Origin of the sequence: Devosia sp. 2618, assembly GCF_040546815.1 — a bacterium.
Taxonomy (GTDB): domain Bacteria; phylum Pseudomonadota; class Alphaproteobacteria; order Rhizobiales; family Devosiaceae; genus Devosia.
The window spans coordinates 966063-984673 of the sequence record NZ_JBEPOO010000001.1 but is presented as its reverse complement, the minus strand read 5'-3'; the positions used below and the strand labels follow the sequence as shown (position 1 = coordinate 984673).

Sequence of the window (18611 nt, the reverse complement as noted above, 5' to 3'; positions counted from 1 at the left end):
AACTCAATTCAGGATTCGCGGTGGCATCATCGCACAGGAGATACGCCGATGGCCCTCAAAGTCGAACTCAAGCCAGGCGAAAAACTGCTGATTGGCAATTGCATTATTACCAATTCCGACCAGCGAACCCGGCTGTTCGTCGAGGGCAATGCGCCAGTCTTGCGCGAAAAAGACATCCTGACCCCCGAAACGGCCAACACGTCGGCTGAGCGCGTTTATCTGGCAGTGCAAATGATGTATATCGAGGATGATATCGAAGGGACGCGCGAGACCTACTTCACCCTGGTCAATGACCTGGTGCAGGCTGCGCCCTCAACTACGCAAATTGTCGACCAGATCAACAATGAGATATTAACCGGGTCCTTGTACAAAGCTTTGAGGGTTGCAAAGCAGCTCATTCAGTACGAACAGGAAATCCTTTCCAATGCACAATCACGGAGCACAGGCCTATAATCAGGTCGCTAAAGCCGTTGAATCGCCCCGCGAACGCGAAGCTGCTCTACTGATCAAGTCTGCGGGCATGTTGCAGCGCGTGAAAGACGAATGGCCTGAAGGTCAACTCGACGCTGCTCTGACTTACAACCGCAAGCTCTGGACGATCTTCATTACGTCCGCGACGCGCGAAGACAATCCCCTCCCCGCTCAAGTCCGCCAGAACATTGCCAATATCGGCATCTTCGTCATGAGCCGCACGCGCGAGCTGACCTTCGAGCCTGAAGCGAAAAAGATTGACGCTCTGGTGCAAATCAACCGCCAGCTCGCCGCCGGGCTCCGCGCCGTTCCAGCCTGAGCCAATGAGACAAACAAAAAGCCCCGCCATTGAGCGGGGCCTTTTTTGTCGGGGCCTCTTGGACGCTAGAGGTAGTTTACAAGGTTGAGTTTGCTCAGCATCGACGTGGTCTGGTAGCTGGCCTGGAGACGCGTCTGCAGATCCATCATCTGCATGGCCACGTCTTCCTTGCTGATCGTCTCGACATCGCTCAAGAGGTTTTCCAGCTGGCCCTTGTAGTCGGTATGGCGCGTCGTAGCGCTCTGCACCCGACCAGCCACAATCCCGAGCTCCATCGTGATGATTTCGATGGAGCCCTTTTCGGTATTATGCCCTTCCGAGAGCGCCGACTGCTGGCGCGAAGCCATGCCGTCGAAATAGCCGAGCGAGCGGCGGTATTCAGTCTGGATCTTGGCTTCATAGGCCGCCAAGGCACTGTCGCGAGCAGCGCCTTCTGGCTGTGCCATTGCGGCCTGGCGGGCGGCCACGTTTCCAGCCTCGGCGCGAACATTGTCCTCGGACGGAAAGTTGGCGTTTGCAAGGGCCGCCTGCGACCGCAGCAGGGCTAGAAAACCGCTTTCATTCGCCTGAATACCATAGCGAACGGGCGAGCCGTCCTCGACCGCCGCAGTGACGCTGCCACGCGGATCGGCATCGGTGCCGCCCTTGTACCAAAATACAACCTTGGCGGGATCAGCGTCGGCTAGGCCTGTTGGGGGAGGACCGCCGACAGGAACCTGCGGAATGCCGCTTTCGGAGAAGAAATCTGTAGCTGCGGCAAAGCCTGATGCCGCCTTGAGTTCGCTATAGCTGAGCTCGGTCAGTCCCTTTTCCAGCGATGTCCGGAAGTTCAGAGCTGTCGCGTTTTCATTCGCGCCAATTGTGAACTGCCCGGCCCCAGGGGGATTATCTGCCGTGGCAGTCAGCTTGAGCTGTGTCTCGGTGCCATCTGGCAATGTCAGCCCGATTGTCACCGTCTGCCCGGGGATCACGGCACCGTTGAAGTTGACGGCAACCTGATCGATGGCACCGCCTGTCGGCTGGTCGACCGTAATGGACGGTCCACCGCTGCTCGACACTGTCGAAACCTTGAACCCAAACGGCGTCGCGCCATCTTCGCGCAGCACCACCTTGCCCGCCGTCGACGCATCAGTCTCCAGACGACCAAGGCCGCCAACGCCATCGGCGATGGCGCGATCGCCGGCAATAGCCTTGTAGCCCGCCTTACCGCCCTGCCCTTCGAGCAAAGCGGTGGTGTTGGCCAGCGGTGGCTTGTCGGTGACCTTGCCACCAAAGATGTAGCGGCCAGCCACGTCCTGATTGAGGATCGTGACGATCTCGTCAAAGCGCGCGGCCGCCAGGTTCGGCATCGTCGCCATATTGATACCGCCCGTACCGTATTGGCCGGGCATGGACGCGGTGCGCGCCTCCGCTTCCATCTTGTCGAAGCGGGTCATGGCGTTATTGAGGAAGGTCAGGCGCAGATTGACAGTGTCGATGTTAGACGAATAGCCGGCAATCGTATTGAGCCGCGCCCGCACCGATAGCGACACCGGCAGGTCCTTGGACATCTCAGAGAGCGTAGACGCCTTCTGGCCGGTCCCGAGCTGCATCTGCAGGGTCGAGAACTTGTCCTGCATCTGGGAGATGACGCTGTAGCCGGACTGGGCCGGGAACATCTGCTTGTTGACGATCATGCTAGGCTACTCCCTCACGTCGCCCGGAACAGCGTATCGAGCAGTTCCTTGACGATGGATACAACGCGCGCATTGGCGGCATAGGCGTTCTGTAGTTCAAGCAGCCGCGCCATCTCTTCGTTGACGTTGACGCCGTATTCGGACTTCATCTGCGTCACGATGGTGTCGAGCGTCAGCTGGCGATCCGAGCTCTGCGACAGCGCCGTATTGATGCTGCTGCCCTGATAGTTGAGCACCTGACCGATGATATCGCCCAGTGTGCCGTTCAGCGGAAAGTCCTTGTTCGCGCTAGCCTGACCGCCAGACACGAAAGACATCGAGTTGAGCTGTTCAAGGAAATAATTGGCCCGCGCCGCGTCGCCCAGTGTGCCACCGACGCTGGCCTGCACGAGCAGGCTGTTGTCGGCCACAATCGCCGGGTTGATCTTGATGCGGGAGGCAAAGCCTACCTTCTGGGACGGGTCGGTATCGACATTGTTGGTGAACGCCGAATTGCTCTGATCGACAAAAAGATTAAGGCCCGCGCTGCCGGGCTGTGCACCCGTCGCGGTGACCTTGCCGGTGAGCCCGGTCACATCGACCGCACCACCACCTAGAACGGTCAGTTCACCGCCAGCATAGCCGAAGGTGAGGCCCGGCAGCTTAGTAGAGAGCGCCGCGACGCTTGCTGGATCGTTGAAATCGACAGCAATGACCTTTTGACCGCTAGCGTCGGTATAGTCCTCACCATTGGCGCTGTTGACCAGACGCACGCGCTGATCGACGCCGCCATTCTTGTAGGACAGCAGAACTTCGTTGCCAGCCTGAATACCGGTGAGGTCAACCTTGAGGCCAGCAGTACTCGGGGCACCGGCGGCCTGGCCCTGCCGGGTGTCGGACGAAAAGATTGCAGCAAGGCCCGCAGCAATATCGTCAAGCTGGTTCTGGAACTCGACCAGCGTCTTGTCACGCAGCTCCAACAGGCCAGCGATCTCGCCGCCCTGCAACACGCCGCGCTGGGACAGGTCGATGATCAGGCCAGACGGCGTGGTCAGCGTGAGCGTGCCAACCTTGTTGAGCGCGCTGTCCGAAGATGCCTGCGATGCTGGCCCGAGCGCGCCGGCAGTGGTGAACTTGAACGTGCTGACGCCAACATCAAGCAGCCCGACGCCCGAACGCGTCATCAGCGAAACAGTGCCATCTGGGCGATAGGTGGCGTTGACGTCGACCATTTCGGCAATGCCCGAAACCAGTCGGTCGCGCTGATCCTGCAGAGACGCGCGTGCCGTATCGGACATGCCCAGATCGAGCATGCGCGAATTGACCTCCTGCAGGGAGCTCAGCATGCCGTTGAGATTGTTCACGCCATTGGCGATCTGCGCTTCAGTTTCCTGACGCAGGCCCTGCGTGACATTCGAAAGCTGATTGAGGCGCTGCGCCATCGCATCCGCCTGCGCGATAACTGCTGCACGGGTCGTGTAGTCATCTGGACTGGTGGCCAACGACTGCAGCGAATTCTTCAGCGAACCGAACAGCGTATCGAGCGAACCAGCCGAACCCGGCTTGCCCAGATAGGTCTGCAGCTGGTTGAGATAGTCCGCCTTGGCGCCAGACTTGGCGGTATCCGACACCTGCCGGTTGTAATAGGTCTGGAGGCTCGCATTGAACGCGCGATTGACGCTTTCGGTACGCGCATAAGAGCTGTTCTGCGAGTTATAATCGACAACATTGATGGACTGCCGATGATAGCCCGGCGTCCCCGCATTGGCGACGTTGCGGCTGAGGACGTCGATCGAATCCTGGTTGATGCGCAAGCCGGCTACGGCATTGTTCATCGAGGAGATCAGACCCATCGCAATTACTCCTTACCCGGAACCGGCCGGGGCGAACCCCGACCGAAGACTTTTTGGCCCGCCTTAGCGGACCATGTTGAGTGCTTCCTGCATCATCTCGTCAGCAGTCGACACGATGCGCGTGCCGGCCGAATAGGCCTGCTGAGTGATGATCAGCTTGGTGAACTCGTCGGAAATGTCGGTGTTGGATGCTTCGAGAGCCCCGCCCAAAATGCCTGAGCCTGTCAGATCCATGATCGGCTCACCGGACTCGGTGGTCGCAGTGAACACGCCACCATCATGGCGCTTGAGCGAGTTGACGCCATTGAACTGGGCCGTCACCACCTGCGCCATGTCGATGCGCTCGCCGTTAGAATAGGTCGCCACAACGCGACCGGTATCGCTGATCGCCACCGACTGGAATTCGCCAGCGCCATAACCGTTCTGGTTCAGAGTCGTCACCGATGCCGTGCCGTTCACGTCGGCGAACTGCTTCATGCCATTCGTGTTGTGGCGGATGGTAATATTGCCGACATTGACGCCATTGACTGTCAGGTTCGAGATCGTTGCCTGTGCGACGGGGGGATCCATGGAGCCCTGGCTGTCGAACGTGTACTCCTCGGGCACGCGCGTCCAAGCGGGCTGGGTCCCGGTCGCAGTGCTGTTGGAGTTGTAGTAGAGGTGCCAAGTATCGGCGCCACCACTTGCGCTATTGTCCACCTTGGCCCAACGCATCTGAACGTTCGCCGGGGCGCCATTGGCCGCGTAGACCGTGATGGCGCCACCATAGATCGAGTTCTTCTCGAAGAGCTCTTTGTCGCCCCCCTGAATGACAGCAAGGGCAGATCCGGTGGTGCCGCCTGCAAAGTCGCCAGCCTTCATGATCTCGCTGTTATCAACAGTGGAATCATATGCTGCGGTCTTCGGCAATTGCGGCAGGTTGGCCTGGTAGTTGATGACCTGCGTCTGCTTTGCAGCGAGGTAAGAATTGGTGAGCTTGAGCACTTCCGGCACCGAGCCGGAAACGTTGCCGGTCGCAGGATCGATCGGCAGGCCCTTGAGATAGAAGCCGGCGCCGTTGACCAGCATGCCGTCCTTGTCGATTTCGAAATCGCCACGGCGGGTATAGAAATTGGAACCGGCGAAAACGGCATTGCCGTCCGACTGGCCAACCTTGGGCTCGACCACGAAGAACCCGGACGAGTTCAGCGCGATAAAGGTCTCAGTGCCGGACGTCTGAATGTCGCCCTGCAGATTGTTGGTGCCGCGCGACTGCGCCAGCACAGCACCGGGAACCTGACCCTTGAGCGGAGCATCTGGGATCAGATCGACGAAGCTGGTTTCGATACGCTTGTAACCAGTGGTCTGCGAGTTCGCGATATTGCCCGAAATGTTTTCCAGTGCATGCGACTGCGCCCGCAGGCCAGTCACCGCAGTGGAAAGAGCGCCATAAATGCCCATCTGATACTCCGTAAACCCCATTTGCGCCCAGCGACGCATTCCGGTGAACAGATGCAAGCATGATGCCAACTACGCGAAACGTTGAATTCGTTGGTGTTTTCGCCGCAGCGCCGCCGAAATGTGGCGACATCCCGGCAATAGAGTCCGGGGCTGCGGCAGAAATTGCCGGATGCTTGTGAAGCCTCGCAGCTTGCATTAAACGCAACGGGGTATGTTGCGGTGCGTGGGGCGGTGAAAACCGTATCTGGTCGACAATGCTGTTCAAGAATGCCGATGAGTTTGTGAAGTCCTCGCGCCGCGCCGTGACCGTTTTTGGCATGGCAGGCGTCGGCAAAACCCGGCTGTCCAACATGCTGCGCGCCAGCAAGTGGTTCCACTACTCGGCCGACTATCGCATCGGCACGCGCTACATGGGCGAGTACATCGTCGACAATTTCAAGCGCGAAGCCATGAAGGTGCCGTTCCTTGCCGAACTGCTGCGCTCGGATTCCATCTACATTTCGTCGAATCTGACCTTCGACAATCTCGATCCGCTGTCGACCTATCTCGGCACGCCCGGCAATCCCGAACAGGGCGGGCTCAAGCTGGAGGAATACCAGCGCCGTCAGGAACAGCACCGCATTTCCGAGATCGCTGCGCTGCAGGACGTGCCGCATTTCATCGAGCGCGCCAAGGTGCTCTATGACTATGACGACTTCATCGCCGATACCGGCGGTTCGCTGATCGAGGTGATCGACCCGACCGATCCCGAAGATCCGGTGATCAAGACGCTCGCAGCGTCGACCACCCTGCTCTACATCCGCGGCACTGAAAAAGATGCCTCCGAGCTGGTACGGCGCTTTAAGAAAAGCCCTAAGCCGATGTATTATCGGCCGGAATTTCTCGTCGAAAAATGGGCCGAGTACAAGCAGATCAACGGCATCGCCAAGGACGAACAGGTCGATCCAGCCGGTTTCGGCGCCTGGGGTTTTGAGGCGCTGCTGCACGATCGCTTGCCGCGCTATCAGGCGCTTGCTGACAATTTTGGCTATGCCGTTGAGGCCTCGGACCTCGCCATGGTGCGTGACGGGGACGAGTTCGTCGATCTGATGGCCGCGTCGATCGAGAAGCGAATGCGATAGCGCGTTCTCCCATTGGAGACGCGCACCGCCTGAATCGCTTTTCGACCCCACTCGTTCAAGAGGCTGATATGCCTATTCGAATTCCCGACGACCTGCCTGCCCGCAAGACCCTCGAAGACGAGGGCGTCTACGTGATGGACTCGACGCGCGCTGCCCGCCAGGACATCCGCCCGCTCGACATCGGTCTGCTCAATCTGATGCCAAACAAGGAGCGAACCGAAACCCAGTTCACCCGCCTGATCGGCTCGACGCCGCTACAGGTGGAGCTGACGCTCGTCCGCATCACCGACCATCAGTCCAAGCACACCTCGGAAGACTACCTCAAGACCTTCTACAAGACCTGGGAAGAGGTCCGCGAGAAGAAGTTCGACGGCTTCATCGTGACTGGCGCGCCGATTGCCAACATTCCGTTCGAGGAGGTCCGTTATTGGCCCGAAATGCTCGAAATTATGGATTGGACGCAGACCAATGTGCACCACACCATGTTCATCTGCTGGGGTGCGCAGGCGGCCCTGCACCACTTCCACGGCGCCAAGCGCTACCGCATGGACAAGAAGGCCTTCGGCGTCTTCCGTCATGAAGTGACAGCACCGCGCTCGCCCTTCCTGCGCGGCTTTTCGGACAGCCCGATGATCCCGGTGTCGCGTTACAACGACATTGATCGGAAAACGCTTGGCCCGGACCTTGAAGTGATGATCGACAACAAGGATGTCGGCATTTCGATGCTCGGAGACGAGAAGCACCGCGCGGTGCATTTTCTCAATCACCTAGAATATGACAACCGCTCGCTGGCCGACGAATATGAGCGCGACGTCAGCGCCGGGCTGAACACGCCCCCACCGGCAAATCTGTTCCCCAATGGCGATACGACAAAGACACCGGAAAACCGCTGGCGCAGCCACGCGCATCTGTTGTTCCAGAACTGGATCAACGAAATCTACCAGACGACGCCATACGACATGGCAGAGATTGGCGGAGCTAAGGCCCGCTAGTCCGCCTTGGAGGCTTGGGTAGGCGGAGCCATCTGCCTGCTCGACCTCGTCCTTCGACAAGCTCAGGATGAGGTCTCTCGAACCACCGCCGCCTCATTAGACCTCATGGTGAGCCTGTCGAACCACGAGGTCGGGCACTCCGAAACTGCCATCCACATTCGACGCCCTCTCAAAAGCATTGAACGCGCGGGACAAATCCCTATCTTGCGGGCAGATAGAGAGACCCGCACGTGCCCCAGCCTCCTACCACGATCGTCGACGAGCTGGGCATTGCCCTTTCCAACCTGGCCGATAGCGCGACAGGCGCTTTCACACCCACCCTGCGCCTCGGCGTCACCGGCCTCAGCCGCGCCGGCAAGACCATTTTCATCACCGCACTGGTGCATAACCTGCTGACCGGCGGCCGCATGCCCGGCTTTGCGCCGCTGGCCGAAGGGCGCTTCATCGGCGCCAAGCTGGCCGAATATCCCGACGCCACCATTCCGCGCTTTGCCTATGAGCAGCATCTCGAAGCGCTGACCGGCAAGGCGCCGCATTGGCCCGAAAGCACGCGCCGGATTTCGCAGTTGCGGCTGGTGCTGAAGTATCAGTCCAAGAGCTGGTTCTCAGGCATGCGGGGCCCCACGACACTCAATCTCGATATCGTCGACTACCCCGGCGAATGGCTGCTCGACTTGCCCCTGCTCGGCCTGAGCTTTGCCGAGTGGAGTGCAGAGGCGCTCGACCGCGCCGACCGCCCCGGCTCCGGCAAGGAAGCCGGACCATTTCTCGATCTGCTGCATGAGATCGATCCGCTCAAAGATGCCAATGACGTGGACGCCGAGCGACTTGCCGCGGCCTTCACCGACTACCTCCGCCGCAGTCGCGAGCATGGAGCGCTCTCCACCCTGCCACCGGGCCGTTTTCTCTTGCCCGGCGACCTGGAAGGCTCACCTGCCCTGACCTTTGCACCCTTGCCACCACAGAGGCAGGCTATTCGCAGCAACAGCCTCTACGCCATGCTGGAGCACCGCTACGAGGCCTATAAGGACCGCATCGTCCGCCCCTTCTTCCGCGATCATTTCGCGCGGCTGGATCGGCAGATCGTGCTGGTCGATACCCTGCGCGCACTCAATGCCGGTCCCGCCGCGGTGGCCGATCTCGAAACGGCGCTCACCGCTGTCATGGGCTGTTTCCGGCAGGGCGAAACCAATCCGCTGCTTCGCCCCTTCGTGCGCAAGATCGACCGCATCCTGTTCGCCGCGACCAAAGCCGACCATGTGCATCACACCAGTCACGACCGGCTGGAAGCCATCCTCAACCGGCTGGTGTCCAATGCCAGCAAGCGGGCGCGCTTCGCCGGCGCCGAGACGCGGTCCATCGCACTGGCGGGTATCCGCGCCACGCGTGAGGGCACCATCAATGCTGGCGGCGAAACCCTGCCCACCATCATCGGTACGCCGATGAAAGGAGAGACGCTCGACGGCACCAGCTATGACGGCAAAACCGAAATCGCTTTGTTTCCCGGTGACTTACCAGAGCGGCCCGATTCATTGTTCGAGGACGGTACGCCCGTAGCGCTCAACTTCCTGCGCTTCACCCCGCCGCAAAAACTCGACCGCAACGCTAATGGCGACGTCGTGCTGCCCCATATCCGTTTCGACCGGGCGCTCGATTTTCTGGTTGGAGATTGGCTGAAATGAAACGCCCCATTGCCCGCCCGACCGCAACCGTCAACACCGATACAGAGCTATACCGAGCCCCACGCGCCTTTGTTCCCACCAGTGTCGACATCGTCGAAACCGAATTCGATCCAACAACCGATGAAACGCTCATCGCGCCGCCACCCCGCCGCATGGGTTGGGTCGGACGGCTCGCCTGGACGGCTGGCGGCATTCTGGTTTCAGCCGGTCTCGGTCTCGCCGCCGACCGACTGGTCCGCGATCTGTTCGCCGCCAATGAATGGTTGGGCTGGGTCGGACTGGGCGTGCTGGGCCTCTTCATCATCGCCGTCGTCGCACTCGCCGCGCGCGAAATGTTCGCCCTGCGCCGTCTGCGCGTCCTCGACGCGCTGAAGCGAGACGCTGCACGCGCCACCGCTGAAAACGACTCGCACGCTGCCAAACATGTCGTGCAGAGCCTTGAAGGAATCTACGCCGACCGACCGGACCTAGCCCGCTCGCGCCAGACCGTGGCCGATAACCTGCCGCATCTGTTTGATGGCCACGAAATGGTTGCGCTGGCCGAACGCAGCCTGATGGCGCCGCTCGATGCCCGCGCCAAGGCACTAACCGCCGCCTCCGCCCGCCGCGTCGCGCTGGTGACCGCTGTGTCGCCGCGCGCACTGGTCGACATCGCCTTCGTTATCTATGAGAGCATCCGCCTCGCCGGCGCCATTGCAGCCCTCTACGGAGCCCGCCCAGGCCTTTTGGGCTTCTTCAGGCTTACCGGCGCTGTATTGGCCCATCTCGCCGTCACAGGCGGCCTGGTGCTCACCGATGGCATTGTTGAACAGCTCGTGGGCCAAGGATTGGCCGCAAAACTCTCCGCAAGGCTGGGCGAAGGCGTCGTCAACGGCTTGATGACCGTCCGTGTCGGCATCGCTGCAATGCGCGTCGTGCGGCCCCTGCCCTTTGAAACGCAGAAGCAGCCGATGGTGCGCGACTTCATCCCCGAGCTGACCAAACTGGCCGCCGACACCGGCAAGACCTGACCCGGTCTTGCCGCAATTCTCGCTGAACTTTGCTGGATCATCTCGGAGGAAAATCGTGCGGTATTCGATCCCCGTTCTGGCGCTGTGCATTGGTCTGTTGAGCACACCGGCTTTTGCCCAGGCAGAAAAGCAGTTTGAATACGCCTCGGAAACCACGCCCGAACTGATCCAGCTCTGGGAAGACACCAACGGCACCTGCCGTGGCGCCAGCGGCGATGACGTCAAGACCTGGGCCGCCTGCGCTGCCCGCTCGGTCTATGGTGCCGCGCTCAACGAGCGCGACTGGTGCTTTGGCCACAAGGACGACGCGGGCGCGGAAATGAAATGGCACGAATGCGACGCCAACTCTCTGCGCTTCCCGCCGATTGATCTGAACACGCTCTAACGGCTATTCGGCGGCCTGCATCATGTCATGCGCCACGCGGCCCTTGCGCTGCGGCATGGCATGCGGGTTCTCGGCGAAATAGCGGCCACGCGCCTGCAAAATGCGCGGCCGATTGTCCACCGCCCACTTGCCCAAAACCTTGAGCGGTCCCTGCAGATCATGCCCGAGTTCGGTCAGTTCGTAATCCACCCGCGGCGGGATGGAGGGCGTGACAGTGCGGGTGACGAAACCGTCCATTTCGAGTTCGCGTAGCGTTGCAGTCAGCACTTTCTGGCTGATGCCGCCGATCTCGCGCTTGATCTCGGAGAACCGCATTGGGCCGGCACTGAGCAGATTGATGATCAGCACCGTCCACTTGCCACCGATCTGATGCAGGATCTCTCCGACCGGGCGGCAGTCGTTTTGGACTTCGGTTTCTGCAGGTTTCATTTTGGTGCCTTGCGTATCGAAAAAGTGCTGTCTTGCAGCACTATAGCCAGTCACTCATATAGCGTCAGTTACCAACGGATACCATAGGTCTCTGAAATGAAAAACGTCGCCGTCCTCCTCGGCAGCCTCACCGAAAAATCCATCAACAAGTCGCTGGCCAAGGCGATTGAAAAGCTTGCCGAGGGTCGGCTGCAGTTTGACTACCTCGATATCGGCAGCCTGCCGCACTACAATAACGACCTCTGGGAAAATCCGCCCGCCTCGGTGACCGGCCTCAAGCACAAGGTCGAAGCGGCCGATGCCGTGCTGATCGTCATGCCCGAAATCAATCGCTCCTACCCTGCCGTCGTCAAGAATGCGCTCGACTGGGCATCGCGCCCCTATGGCAAAAACTCGTGGACTGGCAAGCCTTTGGCCATCGCCGGCGCCAGCCCGGGTGCGATCGGCACCGCCGCCGGCCAGAACGCCCTGCGCATGACGCTACCGCTCTATGGCTTTGTCGTGATGGGCCAGCCGGAAGTTTACTTCCAGTTCAAGCCCGGCCTGATTGACGACAATTTCCAGGTCACCGACGACCAATCGCGCGGTTTCCTGGAGAATTTCGTCGACAAGTATGTCGAGTGGATCGACCACCACGGCCAGCGCCGGGAACTCGCCGAAGCGGCTGAGTAAGTTTTGGCCAAATGTTGCCCTCGGACGTGATCCGGGGGCAACGGGATATGTGTCGTGAGCGGTGGGGGATTAGTCCTTGGCGGCGGTTGCGGCCAGCGTGACCTTGAGACCATCCAGCGCGTCGCTGCACAGGATCTGGCAGCTAAGGCGGGAGTTGGACCGGACGTCGCCGACGCTGTCGAGCATGTCCTCTTCCTCGTCGCTGGGCGCACCAACAACGTCCATCCAGTCCTTGTCGACATAGACGTGGCAGGTAGCGCAGCTTAGCGCGCCACCGCATTCGGCCTTGATGTTGAGGCCCCAGTCCCGAATGACTTCCATCACGCGCCAGCCTTCGAGCCCTTCGAGCTCGTGGTTCGCACCTGCCTGATCGGTGACGTGGATAATCATGGGCATTTCCTCAACTTTGAGGCGTCCTTAACGCCCTAGCGGTCTCCCCCGCAAGCTCAAAAAGATCTCACGGTTCGCCTGCCGAACCACGAGGTCGAGCGCGTGGCGGCTTGGGTGCCACGGCCTCGTCCTTCGACAGGCTCAGGATGAGGCCTACTTTGGCCTTAGGCGACGCCGAGCTTCTTTTGCAGCTTGGTGGAGCTGGTGGTGTATTGGAAGACGACCCGCTCGCCGGGCGAGACGATAGCCTTGGCGGCCTGGGCCATCAGGGCAGCTTCGTGGAAACCGCTGAGGATCAGCTTGAGCTTGCCGGGATACCAGTTGATATCGCCGATGGCGAAGATGCCGGGCACCGAGGTTTCGAACTTTTCGGTATCGACCTTGATGGTGTTGTCGTTGAGCTCAAGGCCCCAATCGGCAACCGGACCAAGCTTCATGGTCAGGCCGAAGAACGGCAGCAGACGCGTTGCAGGAACGGAGAGATCGCCGGCATCTGTGGTCAGGTGCACGTGGTTGATCTGGCCGTTTTCGCCGTCGAGCTTGGCGATCTGGCCGGTGATGAAGTTGATCTTCCCCTCGGCAACCAGCTCGTGCATCTTGTTGACCGACGCGGGCGCTGCCTTGAACACCGGACGACGGTGCACCAGCGTCAGCGAATTGACGATAGGCTCAAGGTTGAGCGTCCAGTCGAGTGCGGAGTCCCCACCGCCCACGATGACCAGGTCCTGGCCGCGGAAATCGTCCATCTTGCGGACCGAATAGAACACCGACTTGTTCTCGAATTCCTCGATGCCATCAACCGGTGGACGCTTGGGCTGGAACGAGCCGCCACCGGCTGCGATCACCACGACCTTGGTGTGGAATACTTCGTCGGCGTCCGTGGATAACTTGAACGAGCCGTCTTCCTGTTTCTCGATGGAGTTGACCATGCGATTGAAGTGGAACTCAGGCGCAAACGGCGCGATCTGGGCCATCAGATTGTCGGTCAGCTGCTGGCCGGTCACCACGGGAAAGCCGGGAATATCGTAGATCGGCTTTTCGGGATAAAGCTCGGCGCACTGCCCGCCGGGGCGATCCAGAATGTCGATGAAATGGCATTTGAGATCGAGCAACCCGAGTTCGAATGCGGCGAACAGACCGCAAGGGCCCGCGCCGATGACGACGACATCGGTGGTGATTTCAGTGCTCATTTTCAGACTCTTTCAAAGGCTCGCTCGGCCATAATTTTGCTCGACGTCATCCCCGCACAGGCGGAGATCCATTCTTCACTGACAAGAGTGGATTCCCGCCTTCGCGGGAATGACGCAGTGATTGAAGGATACCAAAATATCCTGATAAACGCAGTCCACTTACATCAGTGAACGCGTCGAAGGAAGGGGCGTGTGCCGACGGGGATTTCTGTGGTCCCGACCGGCTGATAAAACAGCGCCACCTCTGGCAGACGGTTCTCGATCAGCGCTTCGCGCGTGGGCTCATGCGTCACGACAAAGGCATTGAAACCGCAACGACGCATCAGCGGAATCTGGTCCTGCAATACGTCACCAATGGCCCTGATCTCGTTAACGTACTGGTAACGTTGAGCGACCAGACGTGCGGTTGAATAACCGCGCCCATCGCTGAATGCAGGGAACTTGATCGCCACCGAAGCGAAGCGTCCCAGATCGAACTCGACATCCTCGACACGGTCGCCCGGCACGATCAGCAGACCAAGCGGATGCGGGTTGGCGAGGAAGGCTTCGCGATTGGCCAGAAACACCGGCAGCGGCACATGCTTGTAGCTGGCCGTCGTCGGATCGCTGTCTTCGGTCCATTCATGGAACGGGTCAGCGATGAAGGCGCCGTCTTTCCAGAGCGTATGTTTGGTGGCGGCAGTCATCGGCGAGGCAATCGCTCCGTTGAAATCGAAATGGATGCCGCACTCTTTCTTGTTGAGGCCGCGCCACCGTCCGGCGCGCGGATCTTCACCCTCGGCAACCACCGAAGTGCAAGGCGCGCAGCCAATCGACTTGTAGCCCTTAGCGAACAGCGGGTGCTCGGGCAAGCCGTGGTCGATCTTGTATTGGTTGACGTCGGCATCGGTAAAGTAGGCCAATGGGTTGACCTTGATGCGATCATCGCTGGTCAGCTCGAAATGCGGCAGCACGCCGCGTTCCTTGGTCTGAAAGCGCTTCCGGCCGGTCACCCAGCCACCATATTGCTCGGTGATCGGCTCCAGCGGCTCGGTCTTGCGAATGTGGCAGCAGCTGTCGGGATCGGTCTCCCACAGGGTGCCTTCGGGATCGAAACGCTTCACGTCTTCCGAGTTGGGATGGATGGCGTGGATATTGATCAGGCCGAGGTGCTTTTTGAGTGTCTCAACATAGTCCAGCGTCTCGGTGAAGTGCTTGCCGGTTTCAAGGAAATAGACCGGCAGGCTTGGATCGACCTGCGCGACGAGATGCAACAGCACGGCCGAGTCCGCACCGAAGGACGACACGATGGCGAGGTCACCGGCGAGGACATCGCTGGCCGCCTGGCGGAGGACGCCGACAGCGTCCATTTCGTCGAACATGCCGTTGAGGGCGAGGATACCGAGGGCGCGGAGTTTGTCGTGGGCAGCGGGGGTATGGGCGAGTTTAGGCACGGCCATGGTGGACCTCGGCTTCTATTCTTCTCCCCATTGGGGAGAAGGTGGCGCGAAGCGCCGGATGAGGGGAAGCTGTCAGGCGTACGCTGAGGGTATCCCCCTCACCCGTCTCGGCCAGCGGCCGATCCACCCTCTCCCCGATGGGAAGAGGAAAAAGATCAAGCTGCACCATAGAGGGCCTCCTTGAAGGGGGCTTCGCCGAGGCGGCGGTAGGCTTGGATGAAGGTTTCGTCCGCGCTTTCGCGGCGGGCGATATAGGTATCGACCAGCGTCTCGATGGCGCCGGGCACATTTTCGGCTTCAAAGCCGGGTCCGATGATCTTGCCGACCGACGCGGCTTCGGTGGCGTCGCCGCCCAGCGTGATCTGGTAGAGCTCGCCGCCCTTTTTCTCGACGCCCAGAATGCCGATGTGGCCGACATGGTGGTGGCCACAGGCATTGATGCAGCCCGAAATTTTGATCTTGAGATCGCCAATTTCGGCCTGACGGGTCGGCTCGGCAAACTTCTTCGAAATTTCCTGCGCAATCGGGATAGAGCGGGCATTGGCCAGGGCGCAGAAATCAAGGCCCGGGCAGCAGATCATGTCGGTGATCAGGCCCGTATTGCCATCGGCGAAACCGGTGGCGACCAGCGCATCATAGACCGCGCGGAGATCGGAAATGGCGACATGGGGCAGCACGAGGTTCTGCTCATGCGTGACGCGGAGTTCGTCAAAGCCGTAGCGCTCGGCGATATCGGCAATGTCGTCCATCTGCTTGTCTGTCGCATCGCCCGGAGCGCCGCCAACCGGCTTGAGCGAGATGGTGATTGAGGCATAGCCCGGTTCGCGATGCGAATTGATATTGTGGTCGAGCCAGCGGCCATAGGCCGGATCGATGATCGACTCGTAAGCCACGTCAATCTTAGTCGCTGCCTGCGCCTTGAACTGAGGTGGCGCGAAATAGGCGGTGATGCGGTCGACTTCCTCGGCCGGCAGCGTCAGCACGCCGCCACGCACCTGGGCGAACTCGTTTTCGACCTGCCCCTTGATGGTCTCAAGGCCTTCTTCGTGTACTAGGATCTTGATGCGCGCCTTGTACTTGTTGTCCCGGCGGCCATAGCGGTTGTAAACGCGCATGATCGACTCGAGATAGGCCAGCAGATGCTCGTTGGGCACGAAGCTGTTGATCAGCTTGCCGATCATCGGCGTGCGGCCAAGGCCACCACCCACCCAGACTTCCCAGCCGATTTCACCCGCCGCATTGGTGGCGGCCTGCAGGCCAATATCGTGGAAGCGGATGGCAGCGCGGTCGTTCGGCGCGCCAGTGACGGCGATCTTGAACTTGCGCGGTAGATAGCTGAACTCGGGGTGGAGGCTCGACCACTGGCGCAGGATCTCGGCAATCGGGCGCGGATCGATGATCTCGTCGGCGGCAGCGCCAGCGAAATGGTCGGCCGTGACATTGCGGATGCAATTGCCCGAGGTCTGGATGGCGTGCATTTCGACCGAGGCCAGTTCCTCAAGGATCACCGGAATGTCCTTGAGCTTGGGCCAGTTGAACTGGATGTTCTGACGCGTCGTGAAGTGGCCATAGCCGCGATCATAGGTGCGCGCGATATGGGCAAACATGCGCATCTGCTTGCTCGACAGCGTGCCATAGGGCACGGCGACGCGCAGCATATAGGCGTGGAGCTGTAGATAGAGCCCGTTCATCAGGCGGAGCGGACGGAACTGGTCCTCGCTCAACTCGCCCGACAGGCGGCGCTTCACCTGGTCGGAAAACTGCGCGGTGCGGCCCGCTACGAAAGCCGCGTCGAATTCGTCATATCGATACATGACCGTCCTCACCCAGGTGCTGGCGGTCGTAAATCTCGCCGTTCAATGTCAGTGGCGCAGTTGGACCCGCTGCCCGAATACGCTCGCGCAGCCGCTTGGGGGTGATGACCCCATCGGCCTGCGTCACATCTTCGATCTCAAGGCTGATAATGCGGCCGGTGCCCTTGGTGGCGGCAAGCGCAGCGTCCCGCTCGGCCGCTTCTTCCCTGCCGAAGAGGCGCGCGGTCTGCAGGTCCTCGACCCAGTTATTGTGGGTGTCGAGATAGACCGTCCCACCCGATATCAGCTCATTGCCAGTCAGAATTTCCATGCTGCTTATGCTACCTTGAAGCTCATACCGGCGAGCTGGGCGGCATTCGCCCAGTCTCCGGCCTCAACGGCTTCGCCTACGAAAATGATTGCCGGGCCATCGCTGAAGGCGATGGTGTTGGCGGCCAATGCTGCCAGCGTGCCGGAATAGGTGGATTTGTCGGCCCGGCCCGCATTGACCACGATGCCAACCGGCAGACTAGGCGCCGCACCATGCGCGATCAGCCGCGCCGCGACGTCGGATGCGATGGACTTGCCCATATAAAGCGCGAGCGTCAGGCCCGATTGCGCGAGCGCCGCCCAGTGGGTCAGGTCGCTATCGTCGGCGCCGTGGGCCGTCGCCATGATGAAGCCGCTCGACACTTTGCGCAGGGTGACCGGCGTTGCTGTGTCAGCGGCGGCGGCCAGAGCGGCGCTGACGCCGGGCACGATCTGGTAGGGGACGCCGGCCTTACGCAAAGCGGCGATTTCTTCACCGGCGCGGCCGAACACCATCGGATCGCCGGACTTGAGGCGCGCGACCTTCTTGCCTTCATTGGCGAGACGGACGATCAGCGTATTGATCTGGGCTTGGGAAAAACTGTGATGGCCCTTGGCCTTGCCGACCGAAATCTGTTCGGCGTCTCGCCGACCCATCTGCACCACGGCATCAGGCACCAATTGGTCATGCACGATGACATCGGCTTCCTGCAGCAGGCGCTGGGCGCGGAGTGTGAGTAGGTCCTCAGAGCCTGGACCGGCGCCGATCAGCCAGACAACGCCACTGGCCTGCGTGGTGCTGGCATGTTGCGCCAGAAGCGCTTCGGCGGCCTCTGCGCCCTGCCCCAAAGCTTCGGCAGCTTCGACGGCGGGCGAGGTGACTAGCGCTTCGTAATAGCGGCGGCGCGCAGCGCCATCGTGAATCAGGCTTTCAACCTTGTGGCGCAACCCACCGGCAAGACTGGCGATTTTGCCGATCCGGGGCGACAGCATCGCCTCGATGCGGGCGCGCACGAGCCGGGCTAGCACCGGCGCATCGCCTTCGGTGGAGATGGCGACGGTCAGTGGCGCGCGGTCGACGATGGACGGGGTGTAAAAATCGCACTCGGCGGGGACGTCGACCACGTTGAGCGGGATGTTGCGGGCGCGGGCCTCCGCCTTGGCCAGATCGGCATCGGCGCTCTCTTCCGCGACGAACACCAGCGCAGTACTATCGAGATCCGAGGGGACGAACCCGCGCTCGACTATCTCGACAGCAAAGGTGCTGAAATCGGCTTCGATATGGCGGGAGATAATCACGACTTGCGCAGTCGTCTTAGTGGCCAACCGGGTCTTGTTGAGGGCTTCTTCACTACCGCCAACGATGACGATGCGTAGACCCTGTACTTTGTAGCTCAACGGAAATGTGTTGAGGTAACCCATTTGAACCCTAAGTTGGAGTTAGCCGGAAAATAGGCCAAC

At 60.5% G+C, this 18611-nt stretch carries 18 protein-coding genes; 8 read left to right on the top strand and 10 right to left on the bottom strand.

The window, feature by feature from the left end; genetic code table 11:
- Window positions 1-48 precede the first annotated feature (48 nt).
- Entirely contained in the window at window positions 49-453 is a 405-nt protein-coding gene (gene flbT / locus ABIE28_RS04875) for a flagellar biosynthesis repressor FlbT (protein WP_354060658.1), read from the top strand.
- Window positions 425-790 carry a flagellar biosynthesis regulator FlaF gene (gene flaF / locus ABIE28_RS04870; protein ID WP_354060657.1) on the top strand — a complete coding sequence of 122 codons (366 nt, stop codon included), beginning with the start codon at window positions 425-427 and terminating at the stop codon, window positions 788-790. Before flbT ends, flaF begins: the two co-directional genes overlap by 29 nt.
- A 65-nt stretch (window positions 791-855) precedes the next feature.
- Here the strand turns inward: flaF and ABIE28_RS04865 are convergent, their stop codons facing one another.
- The 3 genes from ABIE28_RS04865 to ABIE28_RS04855 form a co-directional block, all read right to left on the bottom strand.
- Window positions 856-2466, bottom strand: coding sequence for a flagellin (locus ABIE28_RS04865; RefSeq protein WP_354060656.1), 1611 nt, complete (start codon window positions 2464-2466; stop codon window positions 856-858).
- A gap of 14 nt (window positions 2467-2480) precedes the next feature.
- Window positions 2481-4298, bottom strand: a complete 1818-nt coding sequence (gene flgK, locus ABIE28_RS04860; protein WP_354060654.1) for a flagellar hook-associated protein FlgK — start codon at window positions 4296-4298, stop codon at window positions 2481-2483.
- Between the two features lie 63 nt (window positions 4299-4361).
- Complete coding sequence (locus tag ABIE28_RS04855) at window positions 4362-5738, bottom strand: flagellar hook protein FlgE (protein WP_354060653.1); 1377 nt, start codon at window positions 5736-5738, stop codon at window positions 4362-4364.
- Between the two features lie 254 nt (window positions 5739-5992).
- Here ABIE28_RS04855 and ABIE28_RS04850 point away from each other — a divergent pair, with 254 nt between their 5' ends.
- From ABIE28_RS04850 to ABIE28_RS04830, 5 genes are all read left to right on the top strand, one after another.
- Window positions 5993-6859: an ATPase gene (locus ABIE28_RS04850; protein ID WP_354060651.1), complete on the top strand. Its 867-nt coding sequence runs from the start codon at window positions 5993-5995 to the stop codon at window positions 6857-6859.
- 68 nt (window positions 6860-6927) lie between these two features.
- Entirely contained in the window at window positions 6928-7851 is a 924-nt protein-coding gene (locus ABIE28_RS04845) for a homoserine O-succinyltransferase (protein WP_354060649.1), read from the top strand.
- Window positions 7852-8081: 230 nt separating this feature from the next.
- Window positions 8082-9533 carry a YcjX family GTP-binding protein gene (locus ABIE28_RS04840; RefSeq protein ID WP_354060647.1) on the top strand — a complete coding sequence of 484 codons (1452 nt, stop codon included), beginning with the start codon at window positions 8082-8084 and terminating at the stop codon, window positions 9531-9533.
- Window positions 9530-10543 (top strand): YcjF family protein, encoded by a 1014-nt coding sequence (locus ABIE28_RS04835; RefSeq protein WP_354060645.1) that lies wholly within the window; start codon window positions 9530-9532, stop codon window positions 10541-10543. The genes ABIE28_RS04840 and ABIE28_RS04835 overlap by 4 nt, the downstream gene beginning before the upstream one ends.
- Before the next feature lie 55 nt (window positions 10544-10598).
- Window positions 10599-10928, top strand: a complete 330-nt coding sequence (locus ABIE28_RS04830; protein ID WP_354060643.1) for a hypothetical protein — start codon at window positions 10599-10601, stop codon at window positions 10926-10928.
- A 3-nt stretch (window positions 10929-10931) separates the two neighbouring features.
- Here ABIE28_RS04830 and ABIE28_RS04825 read toward each other — a convergent pair whose 3' ends face one another.
- Window positions 10932-11357: a winged helix-turn-helix transcriptional regulator gene (locus ABIE28_RS04825; protein WP_354060641.1), complete on the bottom strand. Its 426-nt coding sequence runs from the start codon at window positions 11355-11357 to the stop codon at window positions 10932-10934.
- A 96-nt stretch (window positions 11358-11453) separates the two neighbouring features.
- On the opposite strand from ABIE28_RS04825, the gene ABIE28_RS04820 reads away from it, so the two are divergent.
- A complete protein-coding gene (locus ABIE28_RS04820) occupies window positions 11454-12029 on the top strand; it encodes an NADPH-dependent FMN reductase (RefSeq protein WP_354060640.1) in 576 nt (191 codons plus the stop codon).
- A 69-nt stretch (window positions 12030-12098) separates the two neighbouring features.
- On the opposite strand, the gene ABIE28_RS04815 is transcribed toward ABIE28_RS04820, so the two are convergent.
- The 6 genes from ABIE28_RS04815 to cysG form a co-directional block, all read right to left on the bottom strand.
- On the bottom strand, window positions 12099-12419 hold the full coding sequence (locus ABIE28_RS04815; protein WP_354060638.1) for a 2Fe-2S iron-sulfur cluster-binding protein: 321 nt from the start codon (window positions 12417-12419) through the stop codon (window positions 12099-12101).
- Window positions 12420-12583: 164 nt separating this feature from the next.
- On the bottom strand, window positions 12584-13609 hold the full coding sequence (locus ABIE28_RS04810) for an NAD(P)/FAD-dependent oxidoreductase (protein WP_354060636.1): 1026 nt from the start codon (window positions 13607-13609) through the stop codon (window positions 12584-12586).
- A gap of 164 nt (window positions 13610-13773) precedes the next feature.
- Window positions 13774-15048: a phosphoadenylyl-sulfate reductase gene (locus tag ABIE28_RS04805; protein ID WP_354060634.1), complete on the bottom strand. Its 1275-nt coding sequence runs from the start codon at window positions 15046-15048 to the stop codon at window positions 13774-13776.
- 155 nt (window positions 15049-15203) lie between these two features.
- On the bottom strand, window positions 15204-16862 hold the full coding sequence (locus ABIE28_RS04800; protein ID WP_354060632.1) for a nitrite/sulfite reductase: 1659 nt from the start codon (window positions 16860-16862) through the stop codon (window positions 15204-15206).
- On the bottom strand, window positions 16849-17172 hold the full coding sequence (locus ABIE28_RS04795; protein ID WP_354060630.1) for a DUF2849 domain-containing protein: 324 nt from the start codon (window positions 17170-17172) through the stop codon (window positions 16849-16851). The genes ABIE28_RS04800 and ABIE28_RS04795 overlap by 14 nt, the downstream gene beginning before the upstream one ends.
- A gap of 5 nt (window positions 17173-17177) precedes the next feature.
- The gene (gene cysG / locus ABIE28_RS04790) at window positions 17178-18572 is read right to left on the bottom strand and encodes a siroheme synthase CysG (RefSeq protein ID WP_354060628.1); all 1395 of its coding nucleotides are present in this window, start codon (window positions 18570-18572) and stop codon (window positions 17178-17180) included.
- Window positions 18573-18611 lie beyond the last annotated feature (39 nt).

Bases quoted from the DNA above. Each gene is read 5' to 3' on its own strand.
- flgK (WP_354060654.1), bottom strand. From the start codon at position 4,298: ATGGGTCTGATCTCCTCGATGAACAATGCCGTAGCCGGCTTGCGCATC.
- cysG (WP_354060628.1), bottom strand. From the start codon at position 18,572: ATGGGTTACCTCAACACATTTCCGTTGAGCTACAAAGTACAGGGTCTA.
- ABIE28_RS04810 (WP_354060636.1), bottom strand. From the start codon at position 13,609: ATGAGCACTGAAATCACCACCGATGTCGTCGTCATCGGCGCGGGCCCT.
- ABIE28_RS04845 (WP_354060649.1), top strand. From the start codon at position 6,928: ATGCCTATTCGAATTCCCGACGACCTGCCTGCCCGCAAGACCCTCGAA.
- ABIE28_RS04815 (WP_354060638.1), bottom strand. From the start codon at position 12,419: ATGATTATCCACGTCACCGATCAGGCAGGTGCGAACCACGAGCTCGAA.
- ABIE28_RS04795 (WP_354060630.1), bottom strand. From the start codon at position 17,172: ATGGAAATTCTGACTGGCAATGAGCTGATATCGGGTGGGACGGTCTAT.
- flbT (WP_354060658.1), top strand. From the start codon at position 49: ATGGCCCTCAAAGTCGAACTCAAGCCAGGCGAAAAACTGCTGATTGGC.
- ABIE28_RS04800 (WP_354060632.1), bottom strand. From the start codon at position 16,862: ATGTATCGATATGACGAATTCGACGCGGCTTTCGTAGCGGGCCGCACC.
- ABIE28_RS04835 (WP_354060645.1), top strand. From the start codon at position 9,530: ATGAAACGCCCCATTGCCCGCCCGACCGCAACCGTCAACACCGATACA.
- ABIE28_RS04865 (WP_354060656.1), bottom strand. From the start codon at position 2,466: ATGATCGTCAACAAGCAGATGTTCCCGGCCCAGTCCGGCTACAGCGTC.
- ABIE28_RS04820 (WP_354060640.1), top strand. From the start codon at position 11,454: ATGAAAAACGTCGCCGTCCTCCTCGGCAGCCTCACCGAAAAATCCATC.
- ABIE28_RS04805 (WP_354060634.1), bottom strand. From the start codon at position 15,048: ATGGCCGTGCCTAAACTCGCCCATACCCCCGCTGCCCACGACAAACTC.
- ABIE28_RS04855 (WP_354060653.1), bottom strand. From the start codon at position 5,738: ATGGGCATTTATGGCGCTCTTTCCACTGCGGTGACTGGCCTGCGGGCG.
- flaF (WP_354060657.1), top strand. From the start codon at position 425: ATGCACAATCACGGAGCACAGGCCTATAATCAGGTCGCTAAAGCCGTT.
- ABIE28_RS04825 (WP_354060641.1), bottom strand. From the start codon at position 11,357: ATGAAACCTGCAGAAACCGAAGTCCAAAACGACTGCCGCCCGGTCGGA.
- ABIE28_RS04850 (WP_354060651.1), top strand. From the start codon at position 5,993: ATGCTGTTCAAGAATGCCGATGAGTTTGTGAAGTCCTCGCGCCGCGCC.